Source organism: Staphylococcus kloosii, assembly GCF_003019255.1.
Classification (GTDB): Bacteria; Bacillota; Bacilli; order Staphylococcales; family Staphylococcaceae; genus Staphylococcus; species Staphylococcus kloosii.
This window is the reverse complement of sequence record NZ_CP027846.1, coordinates 1,673,286-1,700,130: the sequence shown is the minus strand read 5'-3', so window position 1 is coordinate 1,700,130 and position 26,845 is coordinate 1,673,286. Positions and strand designations below refer to the sequence as shown.

At 32.3% G+C, this 26,845-nt stretch carries 28 protein-coding genes; 4 read left to right on the top strand and 24 right to left on the bottom strand.

The window, feature by feature from the left end; genetic code table 11:
- Positions 1-7: 7 nt before the first annotated feature.
- The 11 genes from aroB to cmk all read right to left on the bottom strand — a co-directional run bounded on the left by aroB (position 8) and on the right by cmk (position 10,807).
- On the bottom strand, positions 8-1,072 hold the full coding sequence (gene aroB / locus C7J89_RS08500) for a 3-dehydroquinate synthase (protein ID WP_103296090.1): 1,065 nt from the start codon (positions 1,070-1,072) through the stop codon (positions 8-10).
- Positions 1,073-1,110: 38 nt separating this feature from the next.
- Positions 1,111-2,277 (bottom strand): chorismate synthase, encoded by a 1,167-nt coding sequence (gene aroC / locus C7J89_RS08495; protein WP_103296089.1) that lies wholly within the window; start codon positions 2,275-2,277, stop codon positions 1,111-1,113.
- Between the two features lie 372 nt (positions 2,278-2,649).
- The gene (gene ndk / locus C7J89_RS08490; protein ID WP_061854645.1) at positions 2,650-3,099 is read right to left on the bottom strand and encodes a nucleoside-diphosphate kinase; all 450 of its coding nucleotides are present in this window, start codon (positions 3,097-3,099) and stop codon (positions 2,650-2,652) included.
- A gap of 129 nt (positions 3,100-3,228) precedes the next feature.
- On the bottom strand, positions 3,229-4,182 hold the full coding sequence (locus tag C7J89_RS08485) for a polyprenyl synthetase family protein (protein WP_061855511.1): 954 nt from the start codon (positions 4,180-4,182) through the stop codon (positions 3,229-3,231).
- A 25-nt stretch (positions 4,183-4,207) separates the two neighbouring features.
- On the bottom strand, positions 4,208-4,909 hold the full coding sequence (locus C7J89_RS08480) for a demethylmenaquinone methyltransferase (RefSeq protein WP_048793655.1): 702 nt from the start codon (positions 4,907-4,909) through the stop codon (positions 4,208-4,210).
- 14 nt (positions 4,910-4,923) lie between these two features.
- Entirely contained in the window at positions 4,924-5,481 is a 558-nt protein-coding gene (locus tag C7J89_RS08475) for a heptaprenyl diphosphate synthase component 1 (protein WP_061854644.1), read from the bottom strand.
- A gap of 284 nt (positions 5,482-5,765) precedes the next feature.
- On the bottom strand, positions 5,766-6,038 hold the full coding sequence (locus C7J89_RS08470; RefSeq protein ID WP_048793653.1) for an HU family DNA-binding protein: 273 nt from the start codon (positions 6,036-6,038) through the stop codon (positions 5,766-5,768).
- 169 nt (positions 6,039-6,207) lie between these two features.
- Entirely contained in the window at positions 6,208-7,206 is a 999-nt protein-coding gene (locus tag C7J89_RS08465) for an NAD(P)H-dependent glycerol-3-phosphate dehydrogenase (RefSeq protein WP_061854643.1), read from the bottom strand.
- A gap of 17 nt (positions 7,207-7,223) precedes the next feature.
- Positions 7,224-8,534 carry a ribosome biogenesis GTPase Der gene (gene der / locus C7J89_RS08460; RefSeq protein WP_061854642.1) on the bottom strand — a complete coding sequence of 437 codons (1,311 nt, stop codon included), beginning with the start codon at positions 8,532-8,534 and terminating at the stop codon, positions 7,224-7,226.
- 156 nt (positions 8,535-8,690) lie between these two features.
- The gene (gene rpsA / locus C7J89_RS08455) at positions 8,691-9,872 is read right to left on the bottom strand and encodes a 30S ribosomal protein S1 (protein WP_103295113.1); all 1,182 of its coding nucleotides are present in this window, start codon (positions 9,870-9,872) and stop codon (positions 8,691-8,693) included.
- Between the two features lie 275 nt (positions 9,873-10,147).
- The gene (gene cmk, locus C7J89_RS08450; RefSeq protein ID WP_103295114.1) at positions 10,148-10,807 is read right to left on the bottom strand and encodes a (d)CMP kinase; all 660 of its coding nucleotides are present in this window, start codon (positions 10,805-10,807) and stop codon (positions 10,148-10,150) included.
- 79 nt (positions 10,808-10,886) lie between these two features.
- Here cmk and C7J89_RS08445 point away from each other — a divergent pair, with 79 nt between their 5' ends.
- A complete protein-coding gene (locus C7J89_RS08445) occupies positions 10,887-11,861 on the top strand; it encodes an asparaginase (RefSeq protein WP_103295115.1) in 975 nt (324 codons plus the stop codon).
- A gap of 37 nt (positions 11,862-11,898) precedes the next feature.
- On the opposite strand, the gene ypdA is transcribed toward C7J89_RS08445, so the two are convergent.
- From ypdA to C7J89_RS08425, 4 genes are all read right to left on the bottom strand, one after another.
- Complete coding sequence (ypdA, locus tag C7J89_RS08440) at positions 11,899-12,885, bottom strand: bacillithiol disulfide reductase YpdA (RefSeq protein ID WP_103295116.1); 987 nt, start codon at positions 12,883-12,885, stop codon at positions 11,899-11,901.
- Between the two features lie 190 nt (positions 12,886-13,075).
- Positions 13,076-14,584: a LysM peptidoglycan-binding domain-containing protein gene (locus tag C7J89_RS08435; RefSeq protein ID WP_106884420.1), complete on the bottom strand. Its 1,509-nt coding sequence runs from the start codon at positions 14,582-14,584 to the stop codon at positions 13,076-13,078.
- A gap of 148 nt (positions 14,585-14,732) precedes the next feature.
- Positions 14,733-16,112, bottom strand: a complete 1,380-nt coding sequence (locus C7J89_RS08430) for a RecQ family ATP-dependent DNA helicase (protein ID WP_103295118.1) — start codon at positions 16,110-16,112, stop codon at positions 14,733-14,735.
- Positions 16,102-17,061, bottom strand: coding sequence for a helix-turn-helix domain-containing protein (locus C7J89_RS08425; RefSeq protein WP_103295119.1), 960 nt, complete (start codon positions 17,059-17,061; stop codon positions 16,102-16,104). The genes C7J89_RS08430 and C7J89_RS08425 overlap by 11 nt, the downstream gene beginning before the upstream one ends.
- A 111-nt stretch (positions 17,062-17,172) precedes the next feature.
- Here C7J89_RS08425 and C7J89_RS08420 point away from each other — a divergent pair, with 111 nt between their 5' ends.
- Complete coding sequence (locus tag C7J89_RS08420) at positions 17,173-17,421, top strand: ferredoxin (RefSeq protein WP_061854634.1); 249 nt, start codon at positions 17,173-17,175, stop codon at positions 17,419-17,421.
- Between the two features lie 246 nt (positions 17,422-17,667).
- Here C7J89_RS08420 and C7J89_RS08415 read toward each other — a convergent pair whose 3' ends face one another.
- The 6 genes from C7J89_RS08415 to C7J89_RS08390 form a co-directional block, all read right to left on the bottom strand.
- Positions 17,668-18,210: an ECF transporter S component gene (locus tag C7J89_RS08415; RefSeq protein WP_103295120.1), complete on the bottom strand. Its 543-nt coding sequence runs from the start codon at positions 18,208-18,210 to the stop codon at positions 17,668-17,670.
- Between the two features lie 287 nt (positions 18,211-18,497).
- A complete protein-coding gene (locus tag C7J89_RS08410) occupies positions 18,498-20,243 on the bottom strand; it encodes an ATP-binding protein (protein ID WP_103295138.1) in 1,746 nt (581 codons plus the stop codon).
- Positions 20,227-20,952: a response regulator transcription factor gene (locus C7J89_RS08405; RefSeq protein WP_103295121.1), complete on the bottom strand. Its 726-nt coding sequence runs from the start codon at positions 20,950-20,952 to the stop codon at positions 20,227-20,229. Before C7J89_RS08405 ends, C7J89_RS08410 begins: the two co-directional genes overlap by 17 nt.
- A 132-nt stretch (positions 20,953-21,084) precedes the next feature.
- Positions 21,085-21,819: a pseudouridine synthase gene (locus tag C7J89_RS08400; RefSeq protein WP_103295122.1), complete on the bottom strand. Its 735-nt coding sequence runs from the start codon at positions 21,817-21,819 to the stop codon at positions 21,085-21,087.
- Positions 21,812-22,360, bottom strand: coding sequence for an SMC-Scp complex subunit ScpB (gene scpB / locus C7J89_RS08395; RefSeq protein ID WP_061854629.1), 549 nt, complete (start codon positions 22,358-22,360; stop codon positions 21,812-21,814). The genes C7J89_RS08400 and scpB overlap by 8 nt, the downstream gene beginning before the upstream one ends.
- Positions 22,344-23,078, bottom strand: a complete 735-nt coding sequence (locus tag C7J89_RS08390) for a segregation and condensation protein A (RefSeq protein WP_103295123.1) — start codon at positions 23,076-23,078, stop codon at positions 22,344-22,346. The genes scpB and C7J89_RS08390 overlap by 17 nt, the downstream gene beginning before the upstream one ends.
- 96 nt (positions 23,079-23,174) lie before the next feature.
- On the opposite strand from C7J89_RS08390, the gene C7J89_RS08385 reads away from it, so the two are divergent.
- Positions 23,175-23,681 (top strand): DUF309 domain-containing protein, encoded by a 507-nt coding sequence (locus C7J89_RS08385; protein ID WP_103295124.1) that lies wholly within the window; start codon positions 23,175-23,177, stop codon positions 23,679-23,681.
- 54 nt (positions 23,682-23,735) lie between these two features.
- On the opposite strand, the gene xerD is transcribed toward C7J89_RS08385, so the two are convergent.
- The 3 genes from xerD to C7J89_RS08370 all read right to left on the bottom strand — a co-directional run bounded on the left by xerD (position 23,736) and on the right by C7J89_RS08370 (position 25,747).
- The gene (gene xerD / locus C7J89_RS08380; RefSeq protein ID WP_061854626.1) at positions 23,736-24,623 is read right to left on the bottom strand and encodes a site-specific tyrosine recombinase XerD; all 888 of its coding nucleotides are present in this window, start codon (positions 24,621-24,623) and stop codon (positions 23,736-23,738) included.
- Positions 24,624-24,652: 29 nt separating this feature from the next.
- Positions 24,653-25,099, bottom strand: coding sequence for a ferric iron uptake transcriptional regulator (fur, locus tag C7J89_RS08375; protein WP_048793634.1), 447 nt, complete (start codon positions 25,097-25,099; stop codon positions 24,653-24,655).
- Between the two features lie 105 nt (positions 25,100-25,204).
- On the bottom strand, positions 25,205-25,747 hold the full coding sequence (locus C7J89_RS08370) for an NUDIX domain-containing protein (RefSeq protein WP_103295125.1): 543 nt from the start codon (positions 25,745-25,747) through the stop codon (positions 25,205-25,207).
- 174 nt (positions 25,748-25,921) lie between these two features.
- Here C7J89_RS08370 and C7J89_RS08365 point away from each other — a divergent pair, with 174 nt between their 5' ends.
- Complete coding sequence (locus tag C7J89_RS08365) at positions 25,922-26,836, top strand: aldo/keto reductase (protein ID WP_103295126.1); 915 nt, start codon at positions 25,922-25,924, stop codon at positions 26,834-26,836.
- Positions 26,837-26,845 lie beyond the last annotated feature (9 nt).

Genomic DNA, 26,845 nt, shown 5'->3' with positions numbered 1-26,845 from the left:
TAGTCACCTACTTAAAATATGATTGTAAAGTTTCGAAAGCTTGTTCATGTACTTGCTTATTAACGTGTTGCACTACTGGTTTACCAAAATCTTCAAGTAATACCATTTGTACACCTTCAAAGTCATTTTTTTTATCGCTAAGCATCAAATCATATAAAATATCAAAATTAAATTCTTTAATAAGATCTAATGGATAATTTAGCGCATTAAGATAATTGATAAAATGTTGAATATCAAAATTAGTATTTAGTTGTTTGTTTGAGACGATAAATTGATAAATTAGACCTATCATGATTGCGTGACCATGCGGTATTTTATGATTATACTCTACAGCATGCCCGAAAGTATGCCCAAGATTTAAAAATTTACGAACGTTACTTTCTTTTTCATCTTGGATAATAATATTTAATTTCGTTTCAATACCTTTATAAATGTAATAATCAATGTCTGTAAGTTGATGTAGACTTTCGCTATTATTGTATTGCTCTTCTAACGCAGTTACAGCATCTTTATCATTTAATAATGCATGCTTATAAACTTCAGCGTAACCACTTATAACTTCGCTATAAGGCAAACTATCTAAAAAGTTCAAATCATAAATAACCGCTTTAGGGCGATAAAATGCACCGATTAGATTTTTACCGTGCTGTGAATTAATACCTACTTTGCCACCCACGCTTGAATCATGGGCCAAAATAGTCGTAGGCACTTGAATAAAATCTACACCACGTAATAATGTTGCAGCTAAAAAGCCTGTGAAGTCGCCAGTAGCCCCCCCACCAACAGCAATTAGACACGTATCTCTAGTTAAATGTTTGCTTAGCAAAGACTCGATTGTTTCTTCATAAAATGATAACGTCTTTGTACTTTCACCAGATGGGATTACAATTTTATGTGCATCGTAATCTGTTGTTATAAAACTTAATACATCTTCCCATAATTGGTTCACTTCTGCATCTACAACTAATACTAAATCCTTATATGAATCCAGATATTGATGTAGTTGTTTTAATGCATTACGTTCTACGATAATAGGATAATTATTAGATTGATACGTAGTTTCTAGTTTCATATACTCACCTATTCATGATTTAAATTAAATGATTAGTCTTAATACTCAATATTAAGTAAACGGCGTTCTTTAATTTGATCTTGTAATTGTTCAATATGATTTGATTGGAATTCTTCTAGTAATGCCTTAGCAATTTCAAATGCGACTACATTTTCAACTACTACACTTGCAGCTGGCACGGCTGAACTGTCTGAACGTTCTATAGAAGCTTTAAATGATTCTTTAGTATTAATATCAACTGAGTTTAAAGGTTTGTAAAGTGTTGGAATAGGTTTCATTACACCGTTTACGATAATTGGCATGCCGTTTGACATTCCACCTTCAAATCCACCTAAATGGTTTGAACCTCTGTAATAGCCATTTGTTTCATCATATAAAATCTCATCTTGGATTTGACTTCCCGGTTTTTCTGCAGCATTAAAGCCTTCACCAAAACTTACACCTTTAAATGCATTGATACTTACAACGCCTTGTGCGATTCTGCCATCTAATTTACGGTCATAATGTACATAACTGCCAATACCTACAGGTAAGCCTTCAACAACAACTTGCACTACGCCACCTAATGTATCGCCTGCTTTTTTCGCTTCATCGATTTTGTCACGCATATCTTGCGCAATACTTTCATCAATTACACGTACATCATTTTTATCTACACCATTTTTAATTGTTTCTAAATCATACAGACCTTGATCTTTAACGCCGCCAATTTCTACGACACGACTATAAAATTCGATGTCTAATTGTTTTAAAAGTATTTTTGATACTGCACCTACTGCAACACGAGCAGCAGTTTCACGTGCAGAAGAACGTTCTAATACGTTTCTTAAATCGCGATGATTATATTTCATTCCACCTATTAAATCTGCATGTCCTGGTCTTGGTTTAGTAATGACACGTTTCATATTTTCACGATGTTCGTCACTAATTGGATCAGCGCCCATTATATTTCTCCAATGCGTGAAATCATCATTTTTGACGACTAAAGTAATTGGACTCCCTAATGTATAACCATTACGTACACCAGATACAATTTCTACAGTGTCTTTTTCTATTTGCATACGACGACCGCGACCATAGCCACCTTGTCGTTTGAACATTTGTTCATTTATATCTTCAACATTGATTTCTAAATTTGCTGGTACACCTTCAATTATAACTGTTAATTGTGGTCCATGTGACTCGCCCGATGTTAAATATCTCATTAATAACCTCTCCGTTCTTTAGTGCTTTAAATTATAATATGTTCTATATCTTATCACATAAATATAGTCATATTAATAGTATTTTTACGATTTGATAAGTTTTGTTTAAATCATAGTTAATATGCAATAGACATTAATGTATGACAAAGCATCTTCACCTTTAGTTAAAACCTTTATTTAATGTGAAAATATTCTAACTATTATAACTTAAGTAAAACATGATTAAAGTGTATGAGTAAAATTAAAAGTATTTTATATTAGCTTTCACTAGATGAATCGCTAGTATTATTAAAATATAAAAAGGATGACTTCTACTCAAATATCATTTCGAAGTCATCCTCATATATTAAACTAAATTAATTAGTAAAATTATTATTCATATAACCATGGATTACGTGGTTGTTCATAATCACTTAATTCGTCTGTATTAAACCATAAATTTATTTCTTTAGTCGCAGCTTCTACAGAATCAGAACCGTGAATAATGTTTCTGCCAACTGTTAAACCTAGGTCGCCTCTAATTGTACCTGGAGTAGCTTCTGACGGATTTGTTGAGCCGATAATATGACGTGCTACATGAACAGCGTCTTCCCCTTCAACTACCATCGCAAATACTGGAGCAGAAGTAATAAATGATACTAAGTTGTTGTAAAATGGTTTATCAACATGCTCAGCATAATGTGTTTCTGCTAAAGATTTGTCAACTGTCATTAATTTACCGCCGACAAGTTTTAGTCCTTTGCGTTCTATACGAGAAATAATTTCTCCAATTAAGTTACGTTGAACTGCGTCAGGTTTAATCATTAAAAATGTTCTTTCCATTGTGAGTAAATCCCCCTGTGTTTATGTATCAATATATTGTGTTAAAAATATTCAAATAGTATGACATATTTAACAACACAATATTATAATACCAGTATGTAAAAGCGCTTTCAATGCTTTTCACAAATGTTACACATTTCTTTTACTCATTTTTTGAATTAATTTGTTAAATAGAGTTTGTGCTTCTTTATTATTAAGCGAATTTATAAGGGTTACGGCTTTATTTAAATATTTATCGCTAACGGCTTGAGCTTCGTTAATACTGTCAGAATTTCTAATCACATCTATACAATAGTTAAAATCTTCTTTGGGACTATTTGGAGTCAAAGCCGCAACGTGTTGTTTAAATTCTGGATTTTTTCTAATTTCTAATAATACAGGTAAAGTAATGTGCCCATTCATTAAGTCACTACCTACTGGTTTACCTAACTTTTTCTCTGTACTCGTAAAATCTAAAATATCATCAACGATTTGGAAACTCATGCCTATATAATGACCAATAAATTTTAAACGATGAACAGTTTGTTCATCCGCACCTGAAGAAATTGCACCTACCTCTGTAGATAATTGTATAAGAAGAGCTGTTTTTCTATTTATGCGGCGTAAATAATTTGTAATGGATTGTTGGCTATTAAATTGATCTTGGAATTGGAATAACTCCCCTTTACATACATCAATAATCGCATTTGAAATAACACTGTGAACGCGTTGGTCAGGGATGTATGAAATATGTTCCAAAGCTAGAGCAAGTAAAAAATTCCCTGTAAGAATTGCCGTTTGTTGGTCCCATTTTTTTGAGATGGTTAAACGTCCTCTACGCGTATCACTCTTATCAATGACATCATCATGTACTAAAGTCGCCATATGAATGAGCTCTAAGGCGACCGCTACACGATTTGTATAACTTTCATTTCCTTTACCAAATTGGCTACTTAGAATAACAAAAGCTGGTCTAACACGTTTGCCCCCTGATGATAGTAAATGAAAAGCGGCCTCTTCCAAAACTTTATCATTACTTTTTATCGCTTGTTGTAAGTACTTTTCTATTTTCTTGATTTCGTTGTTCATGTTCAACTTTGCCACGTTAATCACCTTTGGTTGTTTCGATTTATTTATAGCCAAGGTGCATTGCAGCAACGCCACCTGTATAGCTACGAACTTTTAAATTGCTAAAACCAGCTTGATTGAACAAGCGTCTTAATTTTTCTTTATCAGGGAAGTTAAATGTTGATTGTTGTAACCATTCATATTCGTCCTTAGATTTGGCAAATATTTTACCGAAAATAGGCATAACAAATTTAAAGTACATTTTATAAAATTGTTTAAATACAGGCATTGTAGGTTGACTCGTTTCTAAACATACAACCATACCACCTGGTTTTAATACTCTATTTAATTCTTTTAAAGTAGCTAGATAATCTGGGACGTTACGTAAACCAAAACCAATCGTTACATAATCGAAGGTATTATCTTCAAATGGAAGATTCATTGCATCACCATGAACTAATTTAATATTATTGTAGCCTTTAATTTTTTCTTCACCAACAGCTAACATGTTTTCACTAAAGTCTACGCCAGTAACATGCCCATTGTTGCCGACTGCTTTACTCAATGCAATAGTCCAGTCCGCAGTGCCACAACAAACATCTAACGCTTTGCTTCCTGGCTTAACATTCATTTCTTTCATAGTATGTTTTCTCCAAATAATATGTTGTTCGAAGCTAATAATATTGTTTAATCGGTCATATTTATTTGAAATATTTTGAAATACCGTGTGTACTTGTTCTTTTTTAGCTTTGTTTTCAGTCATGTTTATTACCTCTTTTATATATAATGAGCTTCAATTTCAGTTTGCAGTTCAACTAACCTATCGTGAGAAAAGTTATTTAAATAAATTGGCGGATTCTCAACGATTGAAGGAATAAGTTGTTTAATTAACTCTGTTAAAGAAACTTCAACAGAAAAGTAATCCGCAGTAATATATGGGAAAATCGTTTCGATCTTCACAATGGCATTAACTAATTCCTCTATGTTCAATTGTTGATGTTGTATAGAAGATTTTAATTCATTTACTGTAACGATTGCTTTACTTATTTTATCTTGATATGCAGGTTCATTTAATTCCGCTAATAGCGTATAAAAATGAGCACTCAATAAATCACCAATTAAAATAGAGTGTCTCGATAAATTATTTGCTGAAGTTGTATCTAAATGGCGCATAGCCGTGTCAATTGTGAGGCAAGCTAATTTAGCTTTCATTGGCAATTGGTACGAATCTAAATAGTGACTTAAGGCTTGGTTTATATGTATTGGTTCGTAATTATTTATACCAGCCAACCGTTGCGTAATTTGATTTTCTAATATTCTATATGTCGTTTCCATCTTTACACCTCACGTTGTAATCAATATTCATATTAACATTATATGTTAAAAAATAAAATGCAGGATGATTGAGTTAACAAGAAATATTGAAAGTTTACTATAAAATTATGTTTTCCATAGATATAAATTATAACATTAACAACGCAATTCATTGTATATGTATGTATTAAAGTATTTGACTAATTAGTGAATGAAAGATTTTAGTTTCATTTTAATATGTAAATTTTTTAATAAAGGCAAAAAGAAAAGCCCTTTTAAAAAAGGGCTTTTGTGTAAGTAAAGAATTATTTAACTGCGTCTTTAAGTGCTTTACCAGCTTTGAATGCTGGAACTTTGCTTGCAGGGATTTCAATTTCTTTACCAGTTTGAGGGTTACGTCCTTTACGTGCAGCACGCTCACGTACCTCAAAGTTACCGAATCCGATTAATTGAACTTTTTCACTTTTAGCAAGTGATGATTGAATAGATTCGAATACTGCGTCAACAGCTAAACCTGCTTGTTTTTTTGTTAAATCAGCTTGATCAGCAACTGAGTTGATTAAATCTGTTTTATTCATTACAAATTCACCTCCCCTAGGGTTAATAATGATATTTTAATATCATTATGCTATGACTTTAACACAACGATTATTGCCACTGCAATGATTTATATGCAAAAAACGTTGTAATTATAGGTTTTTTATCATAATTTAAGGAAATTAGACATTATATTGTAAATTTACACCGTTATTCAGCTTTCTTTTCGCGTCCCATTAGGTATTTAACGCTTTCATTAACAGGTTTGTTTTCGAATAAAACCCCATATAAAGTAGCGGTAATCGGCATATCTACATGATGACTTTCAGCTAGATGATAAACAGATTCAGTCGTATAAATACCTTCTACAACCATATTCATTTCATTTAAAGCCTCGTCAACAGATTTACCTTCACCTAATTTATAACCTAATGTGAAGTTTCTAGAATGTGTAGAAGTACAAGTAACAATTAAATCGCCAATACCTCCTAAACCAAGGAAAGTCATTGGATCAGCACCTAATGTCTCGCCTAATCTACTAATTTCTGCTAAGCCTCTAGTCATCAATGCCGCTTTGGCGTTATCACCAAAGCCCATACCTGCTATGACTCCACTAGCGACGGCGATAATATTTTTTAATGCGCCACCTAGTTCAACACCGATTAAATCATTGTTCGTATAGACACGTAAATAATCATTCATAAATAAGTCTTGTATTAAGTTACTTATTTCTATGTTTTTAGATGATGCTGCAACTGTTGTTGGTTGTTTAATTACCACTTCTTCAGCATGACTTGGACCAGATAATACACCAATGCCACCATTGTGTGCAGGTGTTAGTGAATCTTCAATCATTTCAGAAACGCGTTTAAATGTACCATTTTCGATACCTTTAGCTACGTGAATAAATACTTTAGACGTTGTTAAAAGTTGATCGATTTCTGAAACGACTTCGCGAATAGCTTTAGTTGGTAGTGCGATTAAATAAATATCGGCATGTTCTACCGCTTGTTGAAGATTGTGTGTAGCTATAATTTTAGTGCTTAGTTGCGCACTTTTTAAATATTTTGTGTTGCTATGACTTGTGTTTATTTCGTTAATGGTACTTTCATTTTTTCCCCACATTAAAACGTCATGGCCATTTTCAGCAAGAACATTTGCTAAAGCTGTACCAAAGCTTCCAGTACCAAATACAGTAATATTAGTCATCGATTTCCCCTCCGTGTTTAATTTCTCTTTCTAGCCACGATATGCACTGGTGTACCTTCAAATCCAAATGCATCACGAATTTGATTTTCTAAATAGCGTTTGTAAGAAAAGTGCATAAGTTCAACATCATTAACGAAAACGATGAACGTTGGTGGTTCGATTGCTACTTGAGTAGCATAAAAGACATTCAGTCTGCGCCCTTTATCTGTAGGTGTTGGATTCATTGAAATGGCATCCGTAATAACCTCATTTAGAGTAGAGCTTTGGACACGCTTTTTATGATTTTCACTAGCCTGTTTAATATATGGGAATAGTGTCGTTAAACGCTGACGTTCTGTAGCAGAAACAAATGCAATTTCAGCATAATCTAAAAATTGGAATTCACGGCGAACTTTGTCTTTGAATTTTTTCATTGTATTAGTTTCTTTTTCGACAGTGTCCCATTTATTGACTACAATAACGATTGCTTTTCCTTCTTCATGAGCGTAACCAGCTACACGCTTATCTTGTTCAATGATTCCTTGTTCTGCATCGATAACGACTAAAACAACGTTAGAACGTTCTATCGCTTTAAGCGCTCTTAATACGGAATACTTTTCAGTAGATTCATATACTTTACCTTTTTTACGCATACCTGCTGTATCGATTAATACATAATCTTGATCATCAAAAGAATACTCAGTATCTACCGCATCACGTGTTGTTCCAGCGACATTTGATACAATAACTCTTTCTTCACCAAGTATGGCGTTAACTAAGCTTGATTTACCTACATTTGGTCTACCAATGATTGATAATCTAATTGTTTCGTCATCGTATGGATCTTCTTCTTCCTCTTTGAAATGTTCGACAACGGCATCTAATAAATCACCCAATCCAAGTCCGTGAGAACCAGAAATTGGATAAGGTTCACCAAATCCTAAAGCATAAAAGTCATAAATTTCATTACGCATTTCAGGATTATCTACTTTATTTACCGCTAAAACAACCGGTTTTTTGGATTTGTATAACAATTGAGCGACCATCTCATCACTTTGTGTTAGTCCTTCTCTAATGTTAACCATAAATACAATGACGTCGGCTTCGTCAATAGCAATTTCAGCTTGTGCTCTTATTTGTGTTTGGAAAGGTGCATCACTTATTTCGATACCGCCTGTATCAATAATATTAAATTCATGTGTCAACCATTCTCCAGTAGAATATATACGGTCTCTAGTTACGCCTGGCGTATCTTCTACGATGGAAACACGTTCACCTACTACTCTATTAAAAATTGTAGATTTACCAACATTTGGCCTGCCTACAATTGCAACTATAGGTTTAGTCATAAACTAACTTCCTCTCTATTTTGAATCTCTATAATTTTATCATATGGCAAACATAAAGAAAAAGATATTTTGATAGCTGTTATAAATTATGTAAAAATTTGCACATAAATAAAAATCTTGCCTTAATAAATAAGGCAAGATTAAATATAGTAGTTATTAAAATTTAAAATCTTTTAATTTATCTCCGAAAACATCTCCTAAAGTTGGATTGTCTTCGTCTTCATCATTTGAACTTAGATAAGCTTTTGTTGTTGCATCGTCACTTTCAGCCACATCTTCATTAGGTAGCGTAGCTTTGATAGAAAGTGAAATACGTTCGTTTTCTACATCGATACCAAGGATTTTGACACTTACATCATCACCTGGTGATAATACTTCACCTGGAGTGCCAATGTGTTTATGGCTTATTTCAGAAATGTGTACTAAGCCTTGAACACCTGGTTTAATTTCAACGAACGCACCAAAGTTAGCTAAACGAGCAACTTTACCTTCGATAACGTCACCTTCATTGAATTGTCCTTGAATAGATTCAAATGGGCTTGGTAAAGTATCTTTAATTGATAATGAGATTCTTTCACTATCTTTATCTACTGATTTAACTTTAACTTTAACTGCATCACCAATAGCTACAACGTCTTCAGGTGATTTAACATGTTCATGTGCTAATTCAGACACGTGAACAAGTCCATCTACACCGCCAATATCAATAAATGCACCAAAATTAGTTAAACGAGCAACTTTACCTTCGATAACGTCACCTTCATTAAGTGATTGTAATAACTCGTCTTTCTTCTGAGCATTTGCCACTTCTTCTACAGCTTTACGACTAAGAATGACACGATTATTTTCAGGATCAAGTTCTTCAACTTTAAGTTTTAATACTTGTCCTTCAAAATCAGAGAAATCTTCAATGAAATCAGTAGAAATTAATGAAGCTGGAACAAAGCCACGTTGACCAACATCAACGACGAGTCCACCTTTAACTACCTCAGTTACTTTGGCCTCAATAGTTTCATTGTTGTCTAATTGTTGTTGTAAAAATTCGTAAGATTTCTCTGTTTCAAGTTGGCGTTTAGATAAAATGTAAGTACCAGTTTCATTTTCTTCGTCTAGTTCTATCTTAGTCACATAAGCACCAATTTCATCGCCAACTTTCACAGCGTCATTTGGGCTATCTATATGGTGTGTAGATAATTGACTGATTGGAATGATACCACTGAACTTGCCACCGTTAACGTCTACAATGACTTGCTTGTCTTCAATAGAACGTACTTCGCCGGTAACTTTGTCACCTTCTTTAATGTCATTAATCATTGATTCATTGAATTCTTCCGTCATCTTGTCTGCCTCCTTATTACACTACATAATTATAACATCTTACAAAGTCACTAAATTGTCAAGGAATACCGCTTTAATTCGCACGGTATTTTAAATAGTTAAAATTTAAAATGGTCAAATATCTCAATTATTAAAATTTCAACTGAATTGTAATAAATTTTAACCACCGCAATTAAATTTATTTGATAGATATTTATCTTATACCCTACATCAAAGTATAACTAAACGTAGCGACCAATATTTTTAAATAGTTATAATAACTCGGACTGTTTGAATTAATTTATTTGTTCAACCATCGCTAGAATTTCATTAGTTACAGTTTCGATTGATTTACCTGTTGTATCAAGTTCAACTGCGTCTTCTGCTTTTTTTAAAGGTGAAATTTCACGATTCATATCATAATTATCGCGTGTTTCGATTTCTTCTTTTAGTTGTTCGATATTGGAGTCAATACCTCTTAATTCGTTATCCTTTTGTCTACGCTCTGCACGTTCTTCAACTGATGCAATCATATAAATTTTTAAGTCTGCGTTTGGTAATACTACGGTACCAATGTCACGACCGTCCATGACGATACCTTTTTTACTTGCGAGTTCTTGTTGTTTTTCAACGGCAAATGAACGTACTTGTTCTTTAGAAGCTACATAAGATACATTATTTGTCACATCATTTTCTCTTAAATAGTCCGTAACATCTTGATCGTCTAAAATGATGCGTTGTCCTTTTTCAGCATCATAAGTTAAAGATAATGTAGTGTTATTAATTAAGTTAGTAAAATCATCATCTTTGTTATTTTGTAGATATTTGTACGTGATTGCTCGATACATAGCGCCTGTATCGACATATATCATTGATAATTTTGCAGCAACTAATTTAGCGATTGTGCTTTTACCAGCTGCAGCTGGACCATCTAAAGCGATATTTATTAATTTCATTGTAAGAAACCCTTCCTTGTTGTTTTATGAATAATATTTTATCATAAATATGTATTTTAAAACTAGGAGGAAAGTATACATGAAAAAACTTCTCGTTATTCATACGGGCGGGACAATTAGTATGTCTCAAGATGAAACAAATAAAGTAATAACAAATGACGAAAACCCGATTACGAAACATGCACAATTAATCGGTCAATATGCTGAAGTTACAGAAATAACACCTATTAATGTTCCTTCTCCTCATATGCAAATTAGTGATGTTCAACATCTAAAACAAGTTATCGACAATGCAGAAGAAGCACAATTATATGATGGCTATGTTATTACTCACGGCACTGATACGCTTGAAGAAACAGCATATTTACTTGATTTAACATTAAAAGTTTCTAAACCAATTGTAATTACTGGTGCGATGCGTTCTTCTAATGAAATAGGTTCGGACGGATTATATAATTTTATTGCTGCTATTAGAGTTGCGACGACGGACGCTGCAGAAAACATGGGCGTAATGGTTGTGTTTAATGATGAAATACATACTGCTCGTAACGTCACTAAAACACATACATCTAATACAAATACTTTCCAAAGTCCCAATCACGGCCCGTTAGGTGTTATTACTAAAAATAGTGTGCAATTTCACCATAAACCTTTCGCTAAGAAAGTATTGACTAATATTAACCACGAATTAAATATTCCTCTAGTAAAAGCTTATATGGGTATGAATAGTGATGTGTTGCATTTTCATAGTCAAAACAAAGTAGATGGTATTATTATAGAAGCTTTAGGACAAGGGAATTTACCACCTACTTGTCTAGAAGGTTTACAAGCTTGTTTAGATAAAAATATACCTATTGTACTAGTATCTAGATCATTTAATGGTATTGTAGGTCCAATTTATGCATATAAAGGTGGAGGCGTAACGTTGGCGGAAAAAGGCGTCATCTTTTCTAATGGATTAAATGGGCCTAAAGCACGTTTGAAGTTATTAGTTGGTTTAAGTAATAGTTTATCGTCTCAACAGTTAAAAACATATTTTGAATCCCAATTATAAAAAGAGATTGTGTCTCAGTAAGACACAATCTCTTTTATTATGATTCAAGCGGTGTTTGTTTTTTAGAAAGAATGCTTTGCGTAATAATACCACCATGATATTTACCATTTTCAATAAATATAGTATTAGCATCGTTACCTGCTGCGATAACACCTGCGATAAAGCAATTTTCTACATTAGTTTCATATGTTTCTTTATTATAAACCGGCGCAGTACCATATTCATTCGTATTAATATCAATACCAATTGATTGTAAGAAATCATAATCTGGATGATAACCGATCATTGCGAATACGTAGTCGTTTGGTATTTCATATGTTTGACCATTTTGCTCATATATAACTGTATCTTCAGTTATTTTAACGACATCTGTATTAAATAGCATATCAATTTTTTCGTTACGTACTAAAGATTCAAAATTTGGTAAAATCCATGGTTTTATTGCTTTAGGATATTCATTACCTCGATAAATAACAGTTACATGTGCACCCGCTTTTTCTAATTCTAATGCGGCATCTACAGCTGAGTTTTTACCGCCTATAATGACTACATTTTGATTGAAGTAAGGATGTGCTTCTTTGAAATAGTGTTTAACTTTAGGTAATTCGGCGCCTTCAACTTCTAATTGATTGTGTTGGCCATAATAACCTGTCGCAACTGTTAAAAATCTACACTCGTAAACATCTTTTGTAGTTGTAATAGTAAAACGATTATCAATTTTCTTTACTGTTAGCACTTCTTCAAAGGCATTTATATTTAATTGGTGATGTTTTACTACTTCTCTATAATATACCAACGCCTGATTTCTACGAGGTTTACTTTCTTCAACGATAAACGGAATATCTCCGATACTTAATTTGTCGCTTGATGAAAAGAAAGTTTGATGTGTTGGATAATTATAAATAGCGTCAACCACATTTCCTTTTTCAATAACTAACGTTTCAATACCTTTTTTCTTTTGTTCTATGGCAGCACTTAGACCACATGGTCCACCACCAATGATGATACTTTCTACCGTTTGCATATGTTTATGCCTCCTTTAATCACCAATATATTATACCAATTATGTAATGAATTCCAAACATTAGATATTGAAAATTTGTAAATTCTCTTTAAACCGATTAAAAATTGTATTTTTAGTTTTTTATGTAGCGATATTAAATAAAAAAAGGCCAATCATTGTGAAAATGATTGGCCTCTAAAATATGTTCGTTTTATTGTGGAATTACTAGGCGTTGACCATTATGAATGTCATTACCTTGAATGTTATTCGCTTTTCTAATTTTCTCAACATTTTCTGGTGTACCTTCACCATAATATTGAATTGCAATTCTGTATAAGTTTTGACCTTCTACTGTATGTGTACGTTGGCCTTGACTATTACTTTGTGAACTGCTATTACTAGAAGCATTTTGGCTTGAATTAGAATTTTGTTGAGATTGACTATTTTGTTGACCTTGGTTTTGATCTTGTTGTGATTGATCACCTTGTTGGTCTTGACTATTCTGTTGATCTTGGTCTTGGCTGTTGCTATCTGAATTTGAGTTGTTATCATCAGCAGATTGATTATCAGATGATGAGCCGTTGTCACTATCAGATTTATCGTTGCTGTTACTATCGCTGTTGTTGCCATCTTTATTTGCTTTATCGTCACTAGAATTTTTGTCTTTGTCACTATCTGACTTTTTATCTTTATCGCTATCAGATTTTTTATCTTTATTAGAATCTTTATCTGATTTTTGTGCAGTTTTATTATCGTCAGATTTATCACTGCCATTGTTACCACCAGTTAATGCCATACCAGCAAATATAGCGATAGCAGCTAATATTAATAATGCAGCTAGAATTGGTAACAGTTTAGCTAAGAAACCTTTTTTCTTGCCGTTATTATCATTGTTGTCATCGCCGTTTCCATTGCCACCGTTATTTCCAGTACCGCCATTATTTGAACCAGCTCCACTACCTTTTGCAGCAGCGACTCCACCAGCGGCAGCGGCTCCAGTACCTGCTGCGGCAGCACCTATACCAGCTTTTTTAGATTTACTAGAATGTTCATCTGCATTCTCTTTATCATTATCTTTGTTATCTTTACTTTCTTTGTCATCTTCTTTACTTGAATGATGATTTTCTTCATTGTCATGTTTTTTATCATGATGTTTTTTGGCAGCATAGGCACCTGCGCCAGCAGCAGCGGCTCCACCAGCAACGGCAGCACCTTTCTTGCCTTTATTAGAATGATTATCTTCAACATGTTCTTCATCTTGTGAATTTGAATTATCAGTATCATCTTCAGATGATTGCGCTTTATGCGCATCCTGTTCATTATCACGATTTGAAGCTTTTGCATCCTTAGAAGATTCTACGGCAGAGCCACCTAATACGCCACCTGCAACCCCTTTTCCGGTATTGCTATGTGAATCTTCATCGTGATGATTATTATCCTCATCTTCACGTTGTTCATGCGCACTTTCTTCGTGTTCATTATGTACTTCATCAGGTGAAGCATCTTGCTCTTTTTCTGGCTGATTAGTAGCAGTATTTCTGCTGCGCTGTCTACGTTGTGCGTTTCTTGGAGGGAATTGTTCATTTGCTTTTTCGCTAGCTTTATCAGCATGTTGTTCTGTTTCTTGATCAATCGATTCTTCTGATTTGTCGTTGTGATCAGTTGGATCAATTGATTGACGATTTTTTTCGAAATCGTCCTTAAAATTATTATTAGACAAAATCATCATCCTTCCTATTAATTTTTTATACAAAGTTATACCCTACTCAGTGGTAAATATGTATGTGAAATAAATAAAAATGCAATAAATATCCTTTTATAGATTGTATTATAGCTTGTTTTAAAAAGTGAAGTAAAGTAATTGTGCATTAATTAAATAAATTCTGTAACTTTTCATAATAATTCATTTTACGTTTTACTTTTTTTCTATTATATATCGTTAAATTTTTTAAATCTGAGTCATTATCACAACAATTCAACGGTTTTGCAAAATCATTTTCGCCAAAATAATTAAGTAAAAATTGACGTCTACATGAATCTAGCATTTTATAGCCAATCATTTTTTTATAGGCGATTTGTTTCCTTTGATATGCTTTATTAAAAATTGTAGTTAGCTCATTTATCGAATAATAGTCATTAAGTATAGTTAGCATTTCAACTTTAACAGGATCAATTAAGTCACCTGATTCAAATAAAGTTATATCATCTTCAGTTATACTATCAGTAAAAAGTAATGTGTCTAATAGAAAACTGTCATCAGGTTGATATAAACTGATTGCTTGGCTAATTTCCCCATCACGCCCTGCTCTGCCAATCTCTTGCATATAACTTGAAGGGCTTGTCGGTAAGTGGAAATGAATAATAGTTCTAATATCTTTCTTATTAATCCCCATTCCAAATGCACTTGTAGCGACAATAATAGGAATTTCATTATTTATAAACTGATGCTGCACGGTGTGTCTTTCTTGATAGGTCAAATCCCCATGATAAATCCCTGTTAAGTATCCTTCATTGTATATTGCTTTAGCTAAAGTTAAACAAATTTTTTTAGAAGAAACATAGATGATGGTTGGTCCAGAATGTTGAATGAAATTTAAAAGCCAAGTTAACTTGCCTTCATCGTTATCAAAGTTTAGATGTGAGAGAGAAATATTGTCTCTATTCATCGTTGTTTTAATTTCCGTAAATTTAGTATTTAACATATGGTTTATATCATTAAGTAAATATGGTTGTGCCGTTGCTGTTAAAGCTAAGATAGTAGCTTTGGGAAACTGGCGAGTTATCTTACCAATTAACGCATAATGCGGTCTGAAATCATAGCCCCATTCTGACAGACAGTGTGCTTCATCTAACACGATTAATCCTAAATCGAGTTGGTTTAATAACTTAGTGTTAAATGGTTGTAATAAAAATTCAGGACTTAAAAAGATAAAGCGACTAGATTTAATTTTTGATAAATTAAATTGTCTTTCTTGCTCATCCATGCCTGAATGAACACAACTTACTGATGTTTCGCCATTTACTTTCATTTGCATGACTTGATCGTCCATTAATGAAATTAATGGTGACACAATTAAAGTTGGCTTTTGATTTATATAGGTGGGAAGTTGATAACACAAGCTCTTACCACTACCTGTAGGCAAGATGCCTAAAGTATTAGTATGGTTTAAGACACTTGTTATGATGGCTTCTTGACCATCTTTAAAACTATCAAAGCCAAACCACTTTTTGAGTGCATCATGTAACAACTAAATCACCTCTTTCTATACCCACTATCATTAATTTAATTTGGAAATAACTATAATTCGGAAATTGTTCTTTAAATAAGCGTAAACGTTCATCTCTATGTGTGGCATAATATGGACTAAATGTCTCAATATCTTCTTCACTAAAATATGAGTAATAATCATGTATATAACCTTTAATAAAAAGTTCTAATAAATGATCTTCTATAGTATTGATTTTAACATTTTGTTGTTGTTGAATGGTCTCGATAGATTGTCCGTGAGTTAAGCCGTTTAATGTTAATTGTGTTTTGTTTAATAGCGACGGTAATATAATGAGTTTACTCAATAATTTAAAGTTTTGGTTATCTTCTATTAAACTTAATAGGGAAACTAATTCTATATATTCTAGTTCTAATAAATGATGCTGAGGTATATTTTCAATCAAACTTACTTGTTGTCTTGTATACATACTTTCTTCAAAACCTTGTAGGTAATAATGTAAATATGTTTGGCCGAGTTGTTGATACAGTGTAGTAAATAATTGAGTTAACTCGTCTTTAAAGTCGTTATGTAAATTATGTATTTTTATATAAGTGAAAACTTCTTTTACACGTTGTTGAATAAATTGATGTTGAGACGTTGGAATAAAATGATTTTGATGATGATTTAAATTTGAAACAGTTTGTGTAAGTAATTGAATAGCACTGAACGTATTAATTAAACTGTCATATGTGTATCTTGGATGCGTAATGAGTGCACAATCTTCATTAAAATCACTGTCGTCATTTGAAAATCGCTCAAACGACGGATATTTTAAGTTAGGTAAGCTATGATATAATGATAGTAGATTTTGACTGGCAGCATCAAAAAAGGTTTGATGTGACTTTTTGCCTGTGATAATATTATATATGCTTTTTTGTGATTTATAGTCGTGGGACTGTGCTTGCACAAAATTTATTATATTATACATGGGTAACTCCTTGTTATTTTGTAAACAAAAACATTTGAAAAATAGAAACTCGATGACTACAATATTAATTGTGATATTAGTGTAGCATTTTTGTCAAAGGAGGCGAAGAAATTGGCTAAATATACAATAGTTGATATGGATACATGTATAGCATGTGGAGCTTGTGGTGCCGCTGCCCCTGATATATATGACTACGATGATGAAGGTATAGCTTACGTTATACTAGACGACAACAAAGGAACGGCTGAAGTGCCTGAAGAGTTATATGAGGATATGGAAGATGCACTTGATGGTTGTCCTACAGACTCAATTAAAATTGAAGAGGAATCATTTGATGGCGATCCTTTAAAATTTGAATAAATGATTATAACATCATTAATATACTAAGTAAGAGAACGTAATGTATTGCGTTCTCTTTTTTGTACAAAAAGAAAGCGGGATAAAAATCTTATTTTTATAAAAAGGTTTTGTAGTCTCACCCCGGCAAGGATGACTAGAGTTGAAAGAAGCTTGATATAAGCGTATTTTCAATTCAGTCATCTACTGCCAATATGAAAAAATGAGCCTGAAGACACGTTAATGTCTAAGGCTCATGTTTCTTCCCTATTAACTCAATACTTTTTTTAATCTTTTATACAGTAAAATAAATATTAAAGACACGACTATCCCTTTAATAATATTGAATGGAATAATGCCTGAAACAACAATTACTTTTACATTATGAACGACGTCAGTTAAATTCATAATCATGCCGTATAGTGGTAAAAGTACAAAATAATTTAAAATACTTAAAACAATAGTCATAACGATAGTACCACTAGTTAATCCAATAATTAGTGACTTGGTAGATTGTTTGTTTTTAGTTACAGCATAAGCAACAAGTAATAATGAAGCAGCAGCAAAGAAGTTTGCCAATGGTCCTATTGGGTCTCCAATATTAAATAAAAATGTGAGTAAATTTTTAATAAACTCAACGATTAATCCAGCAACTGGACCTAACGTAAATGTCGCTAAAAGACCGGGAACGTCACTGATATCTAATGTTAAGTAAGGTGGTAAAAATGGTATCGGAAACTTTAAAAAAGTTAAAATAAATGCTACTGCACTTAACATGCTAATTGTAATCAATTTTTTTTGATTGTTTTGCATATTCAATTTTCTCCTCCCAATTCAATATACATAGAATAAAAGGATAAAATTGATCAATATATCCTCGTCTTCTCTTTTTTAAGTTAAATTATTGATTGAAATTTATATTAGCATGAAAACACTATTTATGTCACATTATTGGTTTATAAATAACAATAGTTTAGTACCTTTTAATAAAGCCTGTTTATTATATTATTTTTTAAGTATGATTATGAAAATAATATAATAATAAAAACCCATATTAACGTAGAGAGAGTTAATATGGGTTTGCTTAAATTAACAATTAGTTATTTTGGTAGTTTTATAATAAATGTAGTACCTTTACCTAATTCACTTTTAACATCAATGCTACCACCGTGTTCCTCAATAATCATTTTACAAATAAAGAGACCTAAACCAGTACCTTGCTTACCTCTTTTTCTAGCGGCGTCGACTTTATAAAAACGATCAAATACTTGTTTTAAATGTTCTGGCGCAATACCAGTACCTGTATCTTGAATATATAAAATGTCGGTATATTCATCTTCTCCATAGTCGATAGTGATAGTGTCGTCTGGCTCAGTATAGCGTGTCGCATTATCGATAAGATTGGTTAATACTTGTTCTATTCTATCAGAATCATAATACCAATCGTGACCATCTGTTTGAGGGTTTAATTGCATATTAAGTTGTAAATCAGTAGCTAGTTGTTTATATTTTTGTTGCATTTTATTTAATAAGTTATCTATAGGTTGATGTTCTTTATGCACAGAAAGGCCTTCTGCGTCCATACGTGCTACATTTAATAATTCGTTAACTAATCGATTTAATCGTTTAGTTTCGTCTAACACGATTGAAAGTGAATCTTTAATTTCTTCTGGTTCAGTGACGATACCATCTACAATAGATTCAGTATATCCTTGAAGTAGAGAAATTGGAGTACGTAGTTCATGTGACACGTTTGCGATAAAGTCTTTTTTCAATTGGTCAAGATTGTGTTCGTTAGTCATATCACGAATAATTGCTACGATGCCACTACGACCATCAGGTTGAATTTGTTTAATATAACTCATAATAATAACAAAATAACGTGTGTTTATTTCATATTCTTCGAACTGAGTAATTTTTTTCTTGAACGTTAATTCGTTTTGAGCATCTAATTTAGCAAGCGAATCTTTATCCATAGATTGGATGATGTTTTGCGCCATATCATTGGATAATATAACTTCTTTTTTATCATTAAATCCAATTACACCTTCTACCATAGAATTGATTAAACTATCCCTAATATTTTTAGATGATGAAAGTGCATCGACATGGCGTTGGATTTCATAACTCATCGTATTAAACGCACGTGATAACTCGCCAATCTCATCTTTAGAAGTGATGGTTGTTGTTTGTTTATATTGCCCTTTCGAAACCTCTATAGCTTGAGATCTTAATTGTCGTAAAGGTTTAGTGATTCTCGATGATAAGAAGAATGCAAATACTGTTGTAATGGCCAAGAAGATGACCGCAATGATTAAGATAATCACTGTAATAACATTGTTTGTTTCATCGACACTTTTTAAGTTTTGATAAATGAAAACACCACTATATTTACTTTTAACATCATTATTAATTGGTTTAGTAGGATAACCAATTAATACATAAGTACGTTGCTCTCCGTTAACTTTAACATTAACATGCTCCGAGTTTTTTTGCCCTTTATCAAAAACTTTGTCGTAATTAGAATCTGATTTTATAACATGAAACATTTGCTGCTTGACATTATTATGTTTAGGTTCAGTCATTTGTTTATCAGTCAATATAATTAATCCAACTGGACCTTCGATTAACTTATGACTGTATTCAATAGCGGTATCCTTATTTTTGGATTCATTGACTAATTGACTGACTTGTTTAGCATCTTGTAACAGTGATTTTTCGGTATCTTGAGTGAAATATGATTGAATAAAAGTAATCAATGCAGCACTTAATAAAATTAAAACTGTCGTTACTATAAAGATTATAGTTAACCACAGTTTTATGACTACATTATTCAGCCGATTCATCATTTGATTTTACCTCGAATTTATAGCCAACGCCCCAAACAGTTTGTATCATTTGTGCTGCATCGCCAGATACACGATTAAGTTTTTCTCTTAATCTTTTTACGTGTGTATCAACCGTTCTTAAATCACCATAAAATTCATAATGCCAAACTTCTTTTAATAGTTGTTCTCGATCGAACACTTTATTTGGTGTTTTAGCTAGGAAAATCAATAGCTCATATTCTTTAGGTGTTAAATTGACTTGCTTTTCATCTGCTAATACGCGATGTGCATCGTTATCAATTGTTAAATGATTAAATTCTATTAAATCTTTAGCATGTGGTTCACTCTGTTCGCTTGTTGCTACTTGAGTACGTCTTAATAGTGCTTTTAGGCGTAATACGACTTCACGAGGTGAAAATGGTTTTACGATATAATCATCTGCACCTGTTTCAAATCCTTCTACTCTATTAGTTTCCTCGCCTTTAGCTGTTAACATTATAATAGGCGTTTCTTTATGCTCTCTTAAACGTGATGCGACAGTTATTCCATCCATTTCAGGTAACATTAAATCTAACAAAATACATGCATAATCATGATTCATTGCTTTCTCATATGCTTCCTTACCATCTCTGGCTTCATCAATCTCGAAAGATTCTCTTTCAAGATACAATTTTAGTAATCTTCTAATTCTATCTTCATCGTCTACGACAAGAATTTGATTTGGCAATATAAATACCTCCCACACATGTTTGCAATTTCTATTTATATTTAGTATAGCATAGCACTTTGCGTATCTCTTACTAAAATACTCAATGTTTGTGAAATTTTTCTCAATTTCAATCGAGTACAATTATTATTATTAACCATTCTCCGCTAAATGACGTAATGTTTTTACTTCATGCGGTGTTAATACCCTGCCTTCACCAGCATTTAAACCTGTTAAGTTTAAAGGACCAAATTCTATTCTTTGTAATTTTGAAACTTCATGACCGAAATATTCGAACATACGACGCACTTGTCTATTGCGACCTTCTGTAATGGTAATTTCTACTAGTGTAGTAGATTTCTCTTTATCTTGGTTTTTAATTTTAACTGTAGCTGGTTGTGTTACACCGTCTTCTAATTTTACGCCTTTTTCTAACGCTTTTACTTCTTCACGCATTAAATAACCTTTTAGTTTGACGACATATTTCTTTTTGATTTTATAACGTGGATGCGTCATTAAATTAGTAAAATCACCATCGTTAGTTAATAACAATAAACCTGAAGTATCGTAATCTAATCTACCTACAGGATAAATTCTTGTATCAAGTTCTTTAAAATAGTCAGTCACTACTTTACGACCTTTGTCATCTGAAACACTTGTAATGACTTGCGCTGGTTTATAGAATAAAATATATAGTTTGTCTTCTTGTTCTAGTTTAATGCCTTCGACTTCAACAGTATCTGAAGATTTTACTTTCGTACCTAATTCAGTCACTGTTTCGCCATTTACTTTTACTTTACCTTCTTCTATTAATACTTCTGCTTTACGTCTAGATGTATAACCACTATTGGCGATACGCTTTTGTAATCTTTCCATTTCGTTACTCATTATTTTCTCCTTTTTGATTGACTAAATTGCTGAAGAACGCTTCGATTTCTTCATCTTCTTCGTCAGTTGTTGGTAAATCATCGATATTTTCAATACCAAATACATTTAAAAATAAATTTGTAGTATACAGTTGGTGGCTACGTGAAGCATCTTCTTCTTTAGCTTCCACTAACCCTTTGGCAATTAATGTTTTTACAGCACCATCTGAATTAATACCTCTAATCATTTCAATATCACTTCTAGAAATCGGTTGATTATAAGCAATAATAGATAATGCTTCCATAGCTGCTTGTGATATTTTCATGTTGGCTTTTTGTTCAACTAATTTTTCTACATATTCTGAAGCTTCCTTTTTTGTCGTTAGCACATATGTAGTACCAAATTTTTGAATCAATAAACCGGGAGATTCGTAGTTTGAAATGAGTTCATGTAAAGTTGATTGATCATACTCTAATATTTCAAGTAATTGTCGTTCTTCTATACCTTCATCACCTGCAGTATACAGCAGTGCTTCTAAGATGCCGTTATGCATTAATGCCATAATTTACGCCCCTTATAATATTAATATCTTCAAAACTTTTTTGTTGTTCTATATTGATAACACCAGATTTAGACATTTCTAAAATTGCTAAAAAATGTGTGACTACCATTTCCACAGGTTCTGAAAAATTAAACAAACTAAAGAAATTAAAAGAGCTCTCCTGTTGTAAACGTTGCTGTACTTGAGAAGTAGCTTGTTGAATCGTAAAAGTTTCTTTATGTATGTTAACTGCCTTTGGTGTATTAAGTTCCATTCTGTTTTTGACTCGTTGATACGCAATTATTAATTCTGTTAAATCTATCGTATTGTCAGGATCCCAAGTCTCATTTTGTTCTAAGTGAGATAAATCAGTTGGATGCTTTGAAAAATAATGCGCACGTTCTTCTTTCTTCTCATTTAAAGTTTCAGTGTATTCTTTGTAATTTTGATATTCTATTAAACGCCCAACTAAATTTTCACGCGGGTCCTCTTCGAAATCCTCAGTTTCATCACTTTGAGGTAGCAACATTTTACTTTTAATCATTAATAGTTCGGAAGCCATTACTAAATAATCACTCGCTACATTGATTTCTAGTTGGTTCATCGTATGTATATATTGTAAATATTGTTCTGTGAGTGACTTCATTGGGATATCATAAATATCAATTTCAAATTTTTGGATAAGATGCAACAATAAATCCAAAGGACCATTAAAAGCATCTAATTTTACTTCATACATTTTATCTACCTCATATTAGTTGCAAGTTAAGTGCGTTATTCACTAAAATATTATACCATGTTTGTAATAAACAATAAATTTTTGGAGCGAAAGTTTATGGATAATGCACTAAAATTATTTTATTATCAATTTCATACAGAACAACATTACTTTTTTTGCCATGATATTTTAGAAGAAGCTTGGAAAGAAAATCCATCTTTTAGTAAAAACGATCCTGTCGTAAGTTTAATACTTTTTGCAACAGGCTGTTACCATTATCGTCGGCATAATCATGTCGGTGCTAAACGTTCTTTTCAACGTGCTTATAAAGTTATAACACAAGCTGAAAGCTCTCAAAATTTAGGTCTTAACATTGAGTATTACCAAAAATTAATTGTTCAAATGATCAACAATATAGAACAACAAAAAGCATTTGAACCAATTCAATTACCTATTACAAAGACGATGGAACAACAAATATTACAAGAGTTTCCAAACTATATATTGACACCATATGTGATTGATGATGACTATATTGTCCATCATCATAAAAAAAGAGATCGTAGCGAAGTAATCCAAGCAAGAGAAGCGTCTATACAAAAAAACAATCGGTTATTTAAATAATGTAAAAAACCACATGTCTCAAGAAGGCATGTGGTTTTATAAATGTACAATATCTTAAGCTCTTGGATGAAAAGCATTATACATTTTTCTAATTTGTGATTTGGATACATGTGTATATAATTGTGTGGTAGAAATATCCGAATGGCCTAACATTTCTTGTACTGCTCTTAAATCAGCACCATTTTCAAGTAAATGTGTAGCAAAAGAGTGTCTTAATGTGTGTGGTGTTAAAGTTTTATTAATATTAGCTTTAATACCTGTTTGTTTAATCATTTTCCATATACCTTGTCTGGACAAAGGTTTACCATGCAAGTTTAAAAATAATGCATCAGTTGTTGTCTTTTTAAGTAACTGTGGTCGTACGGTTTCTATATATTTAGTTAAGAAATCAATCACTGTATCACCTAAAGGTACGATACGTTCTTTATTTCCTTTACCAAAGACACGTACAAAGCCCATAATTAAATTGACATTTTCGACTTCTAATTGAATAAGCTCAGAAACACGCATACCTGTTGCATATAATAATTCTAACATCGTTCTATCTCTATAACCGTTATTTTTACTAATATCCGGTGTTTCAAGTAAAGCTACAATTTCATCAACTTCTAGAACGTCAGGTAACCTTCTCTCGTATTTAGGTGTTTCAATTAATACTGTTGGATCTTTAGCTGCATATTTTTCTCTTAATGCAAATTGATGGAAACTACGCACAGTCGAAATAAAACGGGCTAGAGACTTAGCGGATGCACCCTGATCGTGTAAATAGCCCAAACATTGTTGAATCGTTTGTCTATCTACGAAATCAATATGGTCAATTTTATGCTCGTTTAAATACGCTACATATTTATCTAAATCTCTACGATACGCTCCAATTGTATTTGAACTAAGCCCTTTTTCTATTTGAATAAATTTTAAGTATTCGTTTTTTATGGTTTCCATATAGCCACCTCATAAACTTCAATCTGTCATTATTTTCCTTTAGCCTGACAGGAAGAACAAACGCCATGGAACGTTAGACGATGGTCTAATATTCTAAAGTTAAAGTCTTGTTCAACTTTTTCTTCAACTTTAGGTAATAAGTCCTCTTCGATTTCTTCAACTTTGCCACATTCCATACAAACTAAATGGTGATGGAAGTGTTTGGCGCCTTCTTTACGTAAATCAAATCTAGCTACGCCATCGCCGAAATTAATTTTATCGACAACTTTTAATTCTGCTAGTAATTCTAATGTTCTATATACTGTGGCTAAACCGATTTCAGGTGCCTTATCTTTAACTTTTAAATAAACATCTTCAGCGCTTAAGTGATCTTTTTCATTTTCAATTAAAACTCTTAAAGTTGCTTCTCTTTGTGGAGTTAATTTATATGATGATTGCTGTAATTGTTGCTTCACGCGATTTAAACGTTCTTCCACGGAAGCCTCACTCCCCTACTAATAATTATAATCATTTTAATTTACATTAATGATACATATCTAAAATACCAATAATTGATAAAATTCGCAAGTTAATTCTATTATCTATTTAGAATGATTATAATTAAGTAATAGATATTGAACTGCAATAATAGTCTTAGCATCGTTGATTTCATTGTTTAAGAGCTTTTGTTGAGCTTCGCTAATTGATAATTCGTGAATTTCTATAAATTCATCTTCGTCTAAATGAACTTCGCCTGGAAGTAATTCTGTTGCTAAATATATTGAGATTTTTTCGTTTGTAAACCCGGGTGAACCATACATATCGGTAATAAGTTGCAATGATTTTGCTTTATAACCAGTTTCTTCTTCTAATTCTCTCTTAGCCGCTTCTTCTCTTTCTTCCCCTATTTCTAATTTACCGGCTGGTATTTCTAACATAGTATCGTCTAGTGGTTTTCTAAATTGCTTAACTAATACGATTTTATTGTCAGGCGTCAATGCACATACAGCAACTGCCCCATTGTGTAATACTATTTCTCGCGTAGAAGTTTCACCATTTGGTAGTTCAACATCGTGTACTTCTAAATCTATAATTTTCCCTTCATAGATACTTGTTTTATTTGTAGTTTTTTCATATAAGTTCATGGTAATCACGTTCCTTTAAATATTTTATAGATACTGTTAAGATTGGTATATTGATAATGGAGGTGTCATACACAATTCATTTATGAATTAATATAAAAAGTTACAAACTAAGTTATTACTTAATTTGTACGCCTCTTTATCTTATCTCATTAGTGTATCGAAAGGAGAAACAACATGCAAAAGAACGTATTGAAAAGTGGCATTGAATTATCTGAAGTAGGATTAGGTTGTATGAGCCTTGGTACTGAATATGATAAGGCCGAATCAATTATCGAAAGTGCAATTGATCAAGGTATCACTTATTTTGATACAGCTGATATTTACGATAAAGGAATCAATGAAAAAATCGTCGGTAAGGCATTGAAAAAATACCAAAATCGAGATGATATTGTCATCGGTACAAAAGTAGGAAATCATTTAAAAGATGATGGTTCAACATTTTGGGATCCATCAAAAAAATATATTAAATCAGCAGTAAAAGATTCATTGAAAAATTTAGGATTAGATGAGCTAGATTTATATCAACTACATGGTGGTACGATTGATGATCCTTTAGATGAAACAATTAGTGCTTTTGATGAGTTAAAACAAGAAGGTATTGTTCGTGCGTATGGCATTTCTTCTATAAGACCTAATGTAATAAGATATTATTTAGAACATAGTCAAATAGAAACGTTAATGTCGCAATTCAATCTTATTGATAATAGACCAGAGGATTTAGTTGATGAAGTTAATGCTAACAACGTGAAAATTTTAGCTCGTGGACCAGTATTCAAAGGACTTCTAACTGCTAATAGTAGTAAAGCATTAGACAATAAATTTAATGAAGGTATCTTTGATTACACTTACCAAGAATTAGGAGAAACAATTGCTTCAGTTAAAGAAGTAGAAAATAATTTGACAGCTTTAACATTTAAATATTTAAAATCACAAGCAGCATTAGGTTCTATTATTGTAGGTGCTAGCAGCCCTGCTCAACTTGAAGAGAATATTAAAAATTACGAAGCGGCTCAAGCCATTGGTAACGAACAATTAAAAGCGGCAAGAGAACGCGTGAAAAACTTACAATATACACAGCACGTAAAATAAACTCTATAA

Excerpts from the sequence above, each read along its gene's own strand:
- C7J89_RS08400 (WP_103295122.1), bottom strand. The coding sequence starts at position 21,819 with ATGAGTAACGAAATGGAAAGATTACAAAAGCGTATCGCCAATAGTGGT.
- C7J89_RS08390 (WP_103295123.1), bottom strand. The coding sequence starts at position 23,078 with ATGTATGAAGTAAAATTAGATGCTTTTAATGGTCCTTTGGATTTATTG.
- C7J89_RS08480 (WP_048793655.1), bottom strand. The coding sequence starts at position 4,909 with ATGACTGAAAACAAAGCTAAAAAAGAACAAGTACACACGGTATTTCAA.
- cmk (WP_103295114.1), bottom strand. The coding sequence starts at position 10,807 with ATGAAATTAATAAATATCGCTTTAGATGGTCCAGCTGCAGCTGGTAAA.
- C7J89_RS08370 (WP_103295125.1), bottom strand. The coding sequence starts at position 25,747 with ATGAACTTATATGAAAAAACTACAAATAAAACAAGTATCTATGAAGGG.
- aroB (WP_103296090.1), bottom strand. The coding sequence starts at position 1,072 with ATGAAACTAGAAACTACGTATCAATCTAATAATTATCCTATTATCGTA.
- scpB (WP_061854629.1), bottom strand. The coding sequence starts at position 22,360 with ATGGCATTAATGCATAACGGCATCTTAGAAGCACTGCTGTATACTGCA.
- ndk (WP_061854645.1), bottom strand. The coding sequence starts at position 3,099 with ATGGAAAGAACATTTTTAATGATTAAACCTGACGCAGTTCAACGTAAC.
- C7J89_RS08445 (WP_103295115.1), top strand. The coding sequence starts at position 10,887 with ATGAAAAAACTTCTCGTTATTCATACGGGCGGGACAATTAGTATGTCT.
- aroC (WP_103296089.1), bottom strand. The coding sequence starts at position 2,277 with ATGAGATATTTAACATCGGGCGAGTCACATGGACCACAATTAACAGTT.
- C7J89_RS08410 (WP_103295138.1), bottom strand. The coding sequence starts at position 20,243 with ATGAATCGGCTGAATAATGTAGTCATAAAACTGTGGTTAACTATAATC.
- C7J89_RS08365 (WP_103295126.1), top strand. The coding sequence starts at position 25,922 with ATGCAAAAGAACGTATTGAAAAGTGGCATTGAATTATCTGAAGTAGGA.
- rpsA (WP_103295113.1), bottom strand. The coding sequence starts at position 9,872 with ATGACGGAAGAATTCAATGAATCAATGATTAATGACATTAAAGAAGGT.
- ypdA (WP_103295116.1), bottom strand. The coding sequence starts at position 12,885 with ATGCAAACGGTAGAAAGTATCATCATTGGTGGTGGACCATGTGGTCTA.
- C7J89_RS08470 (WP_048793653.1), bottom strand. The coding sequence starts at position 6,038 with ATGAATAAAACAGATTTAATCAACTCAGTTGCTGATCAAGCTGATTTA.
- xerD (WP_061854626.1), bottom strand. The coding sequence starts at position 24,623 with ATGGAAACCATAAAAAACGAATACTTAAAATTTATTCAAATAGAAAAA.
- C7J89_RS08385 (WP_103295124.1), top strand. The coding sequence starts at position 23,175 with ATGGATAATGCACTAAAATTATTTTATTATCAATTTCATACAGAACAA.
- C7J89_RS08415 (WP_103295120.1), bottom strand. The coding sequence starts at position 18,210 with ATGCAAAACAATCAAAAAAAATTGATTACAATTAGCATGTTAAGTGCA.
- C7J89_RS08475 (WP_061854644.1), bottom strand. The coding sequence starts at position 5,481 with ATGGAAACGACATATAGAATATTAGAAAATCAAATTACGCAACGGTTG.
- C7J89_RS08425 (WP_103295119.1), bottom strand. The coding sequence starts at position 17,061 with ATGTATAATATAATAAATTTTGTGCAAGCACAGTCCCACGACTATAAA.
- C7J89_RS08465 (WP_061854643.1), bottom strand. The coding sequence starts at position 7,206 with ATGACTAATATTACTGTATTTGGTACTGGAAGCTTTGGTACAGCTTTA.
- der (WP_061854642.1), bottom strand. The coding sequence starts at position 8,534 with ATGACTAAACCTATAGTTGCAATTGTAGGCAGGCCAAATGTTGGTAAA.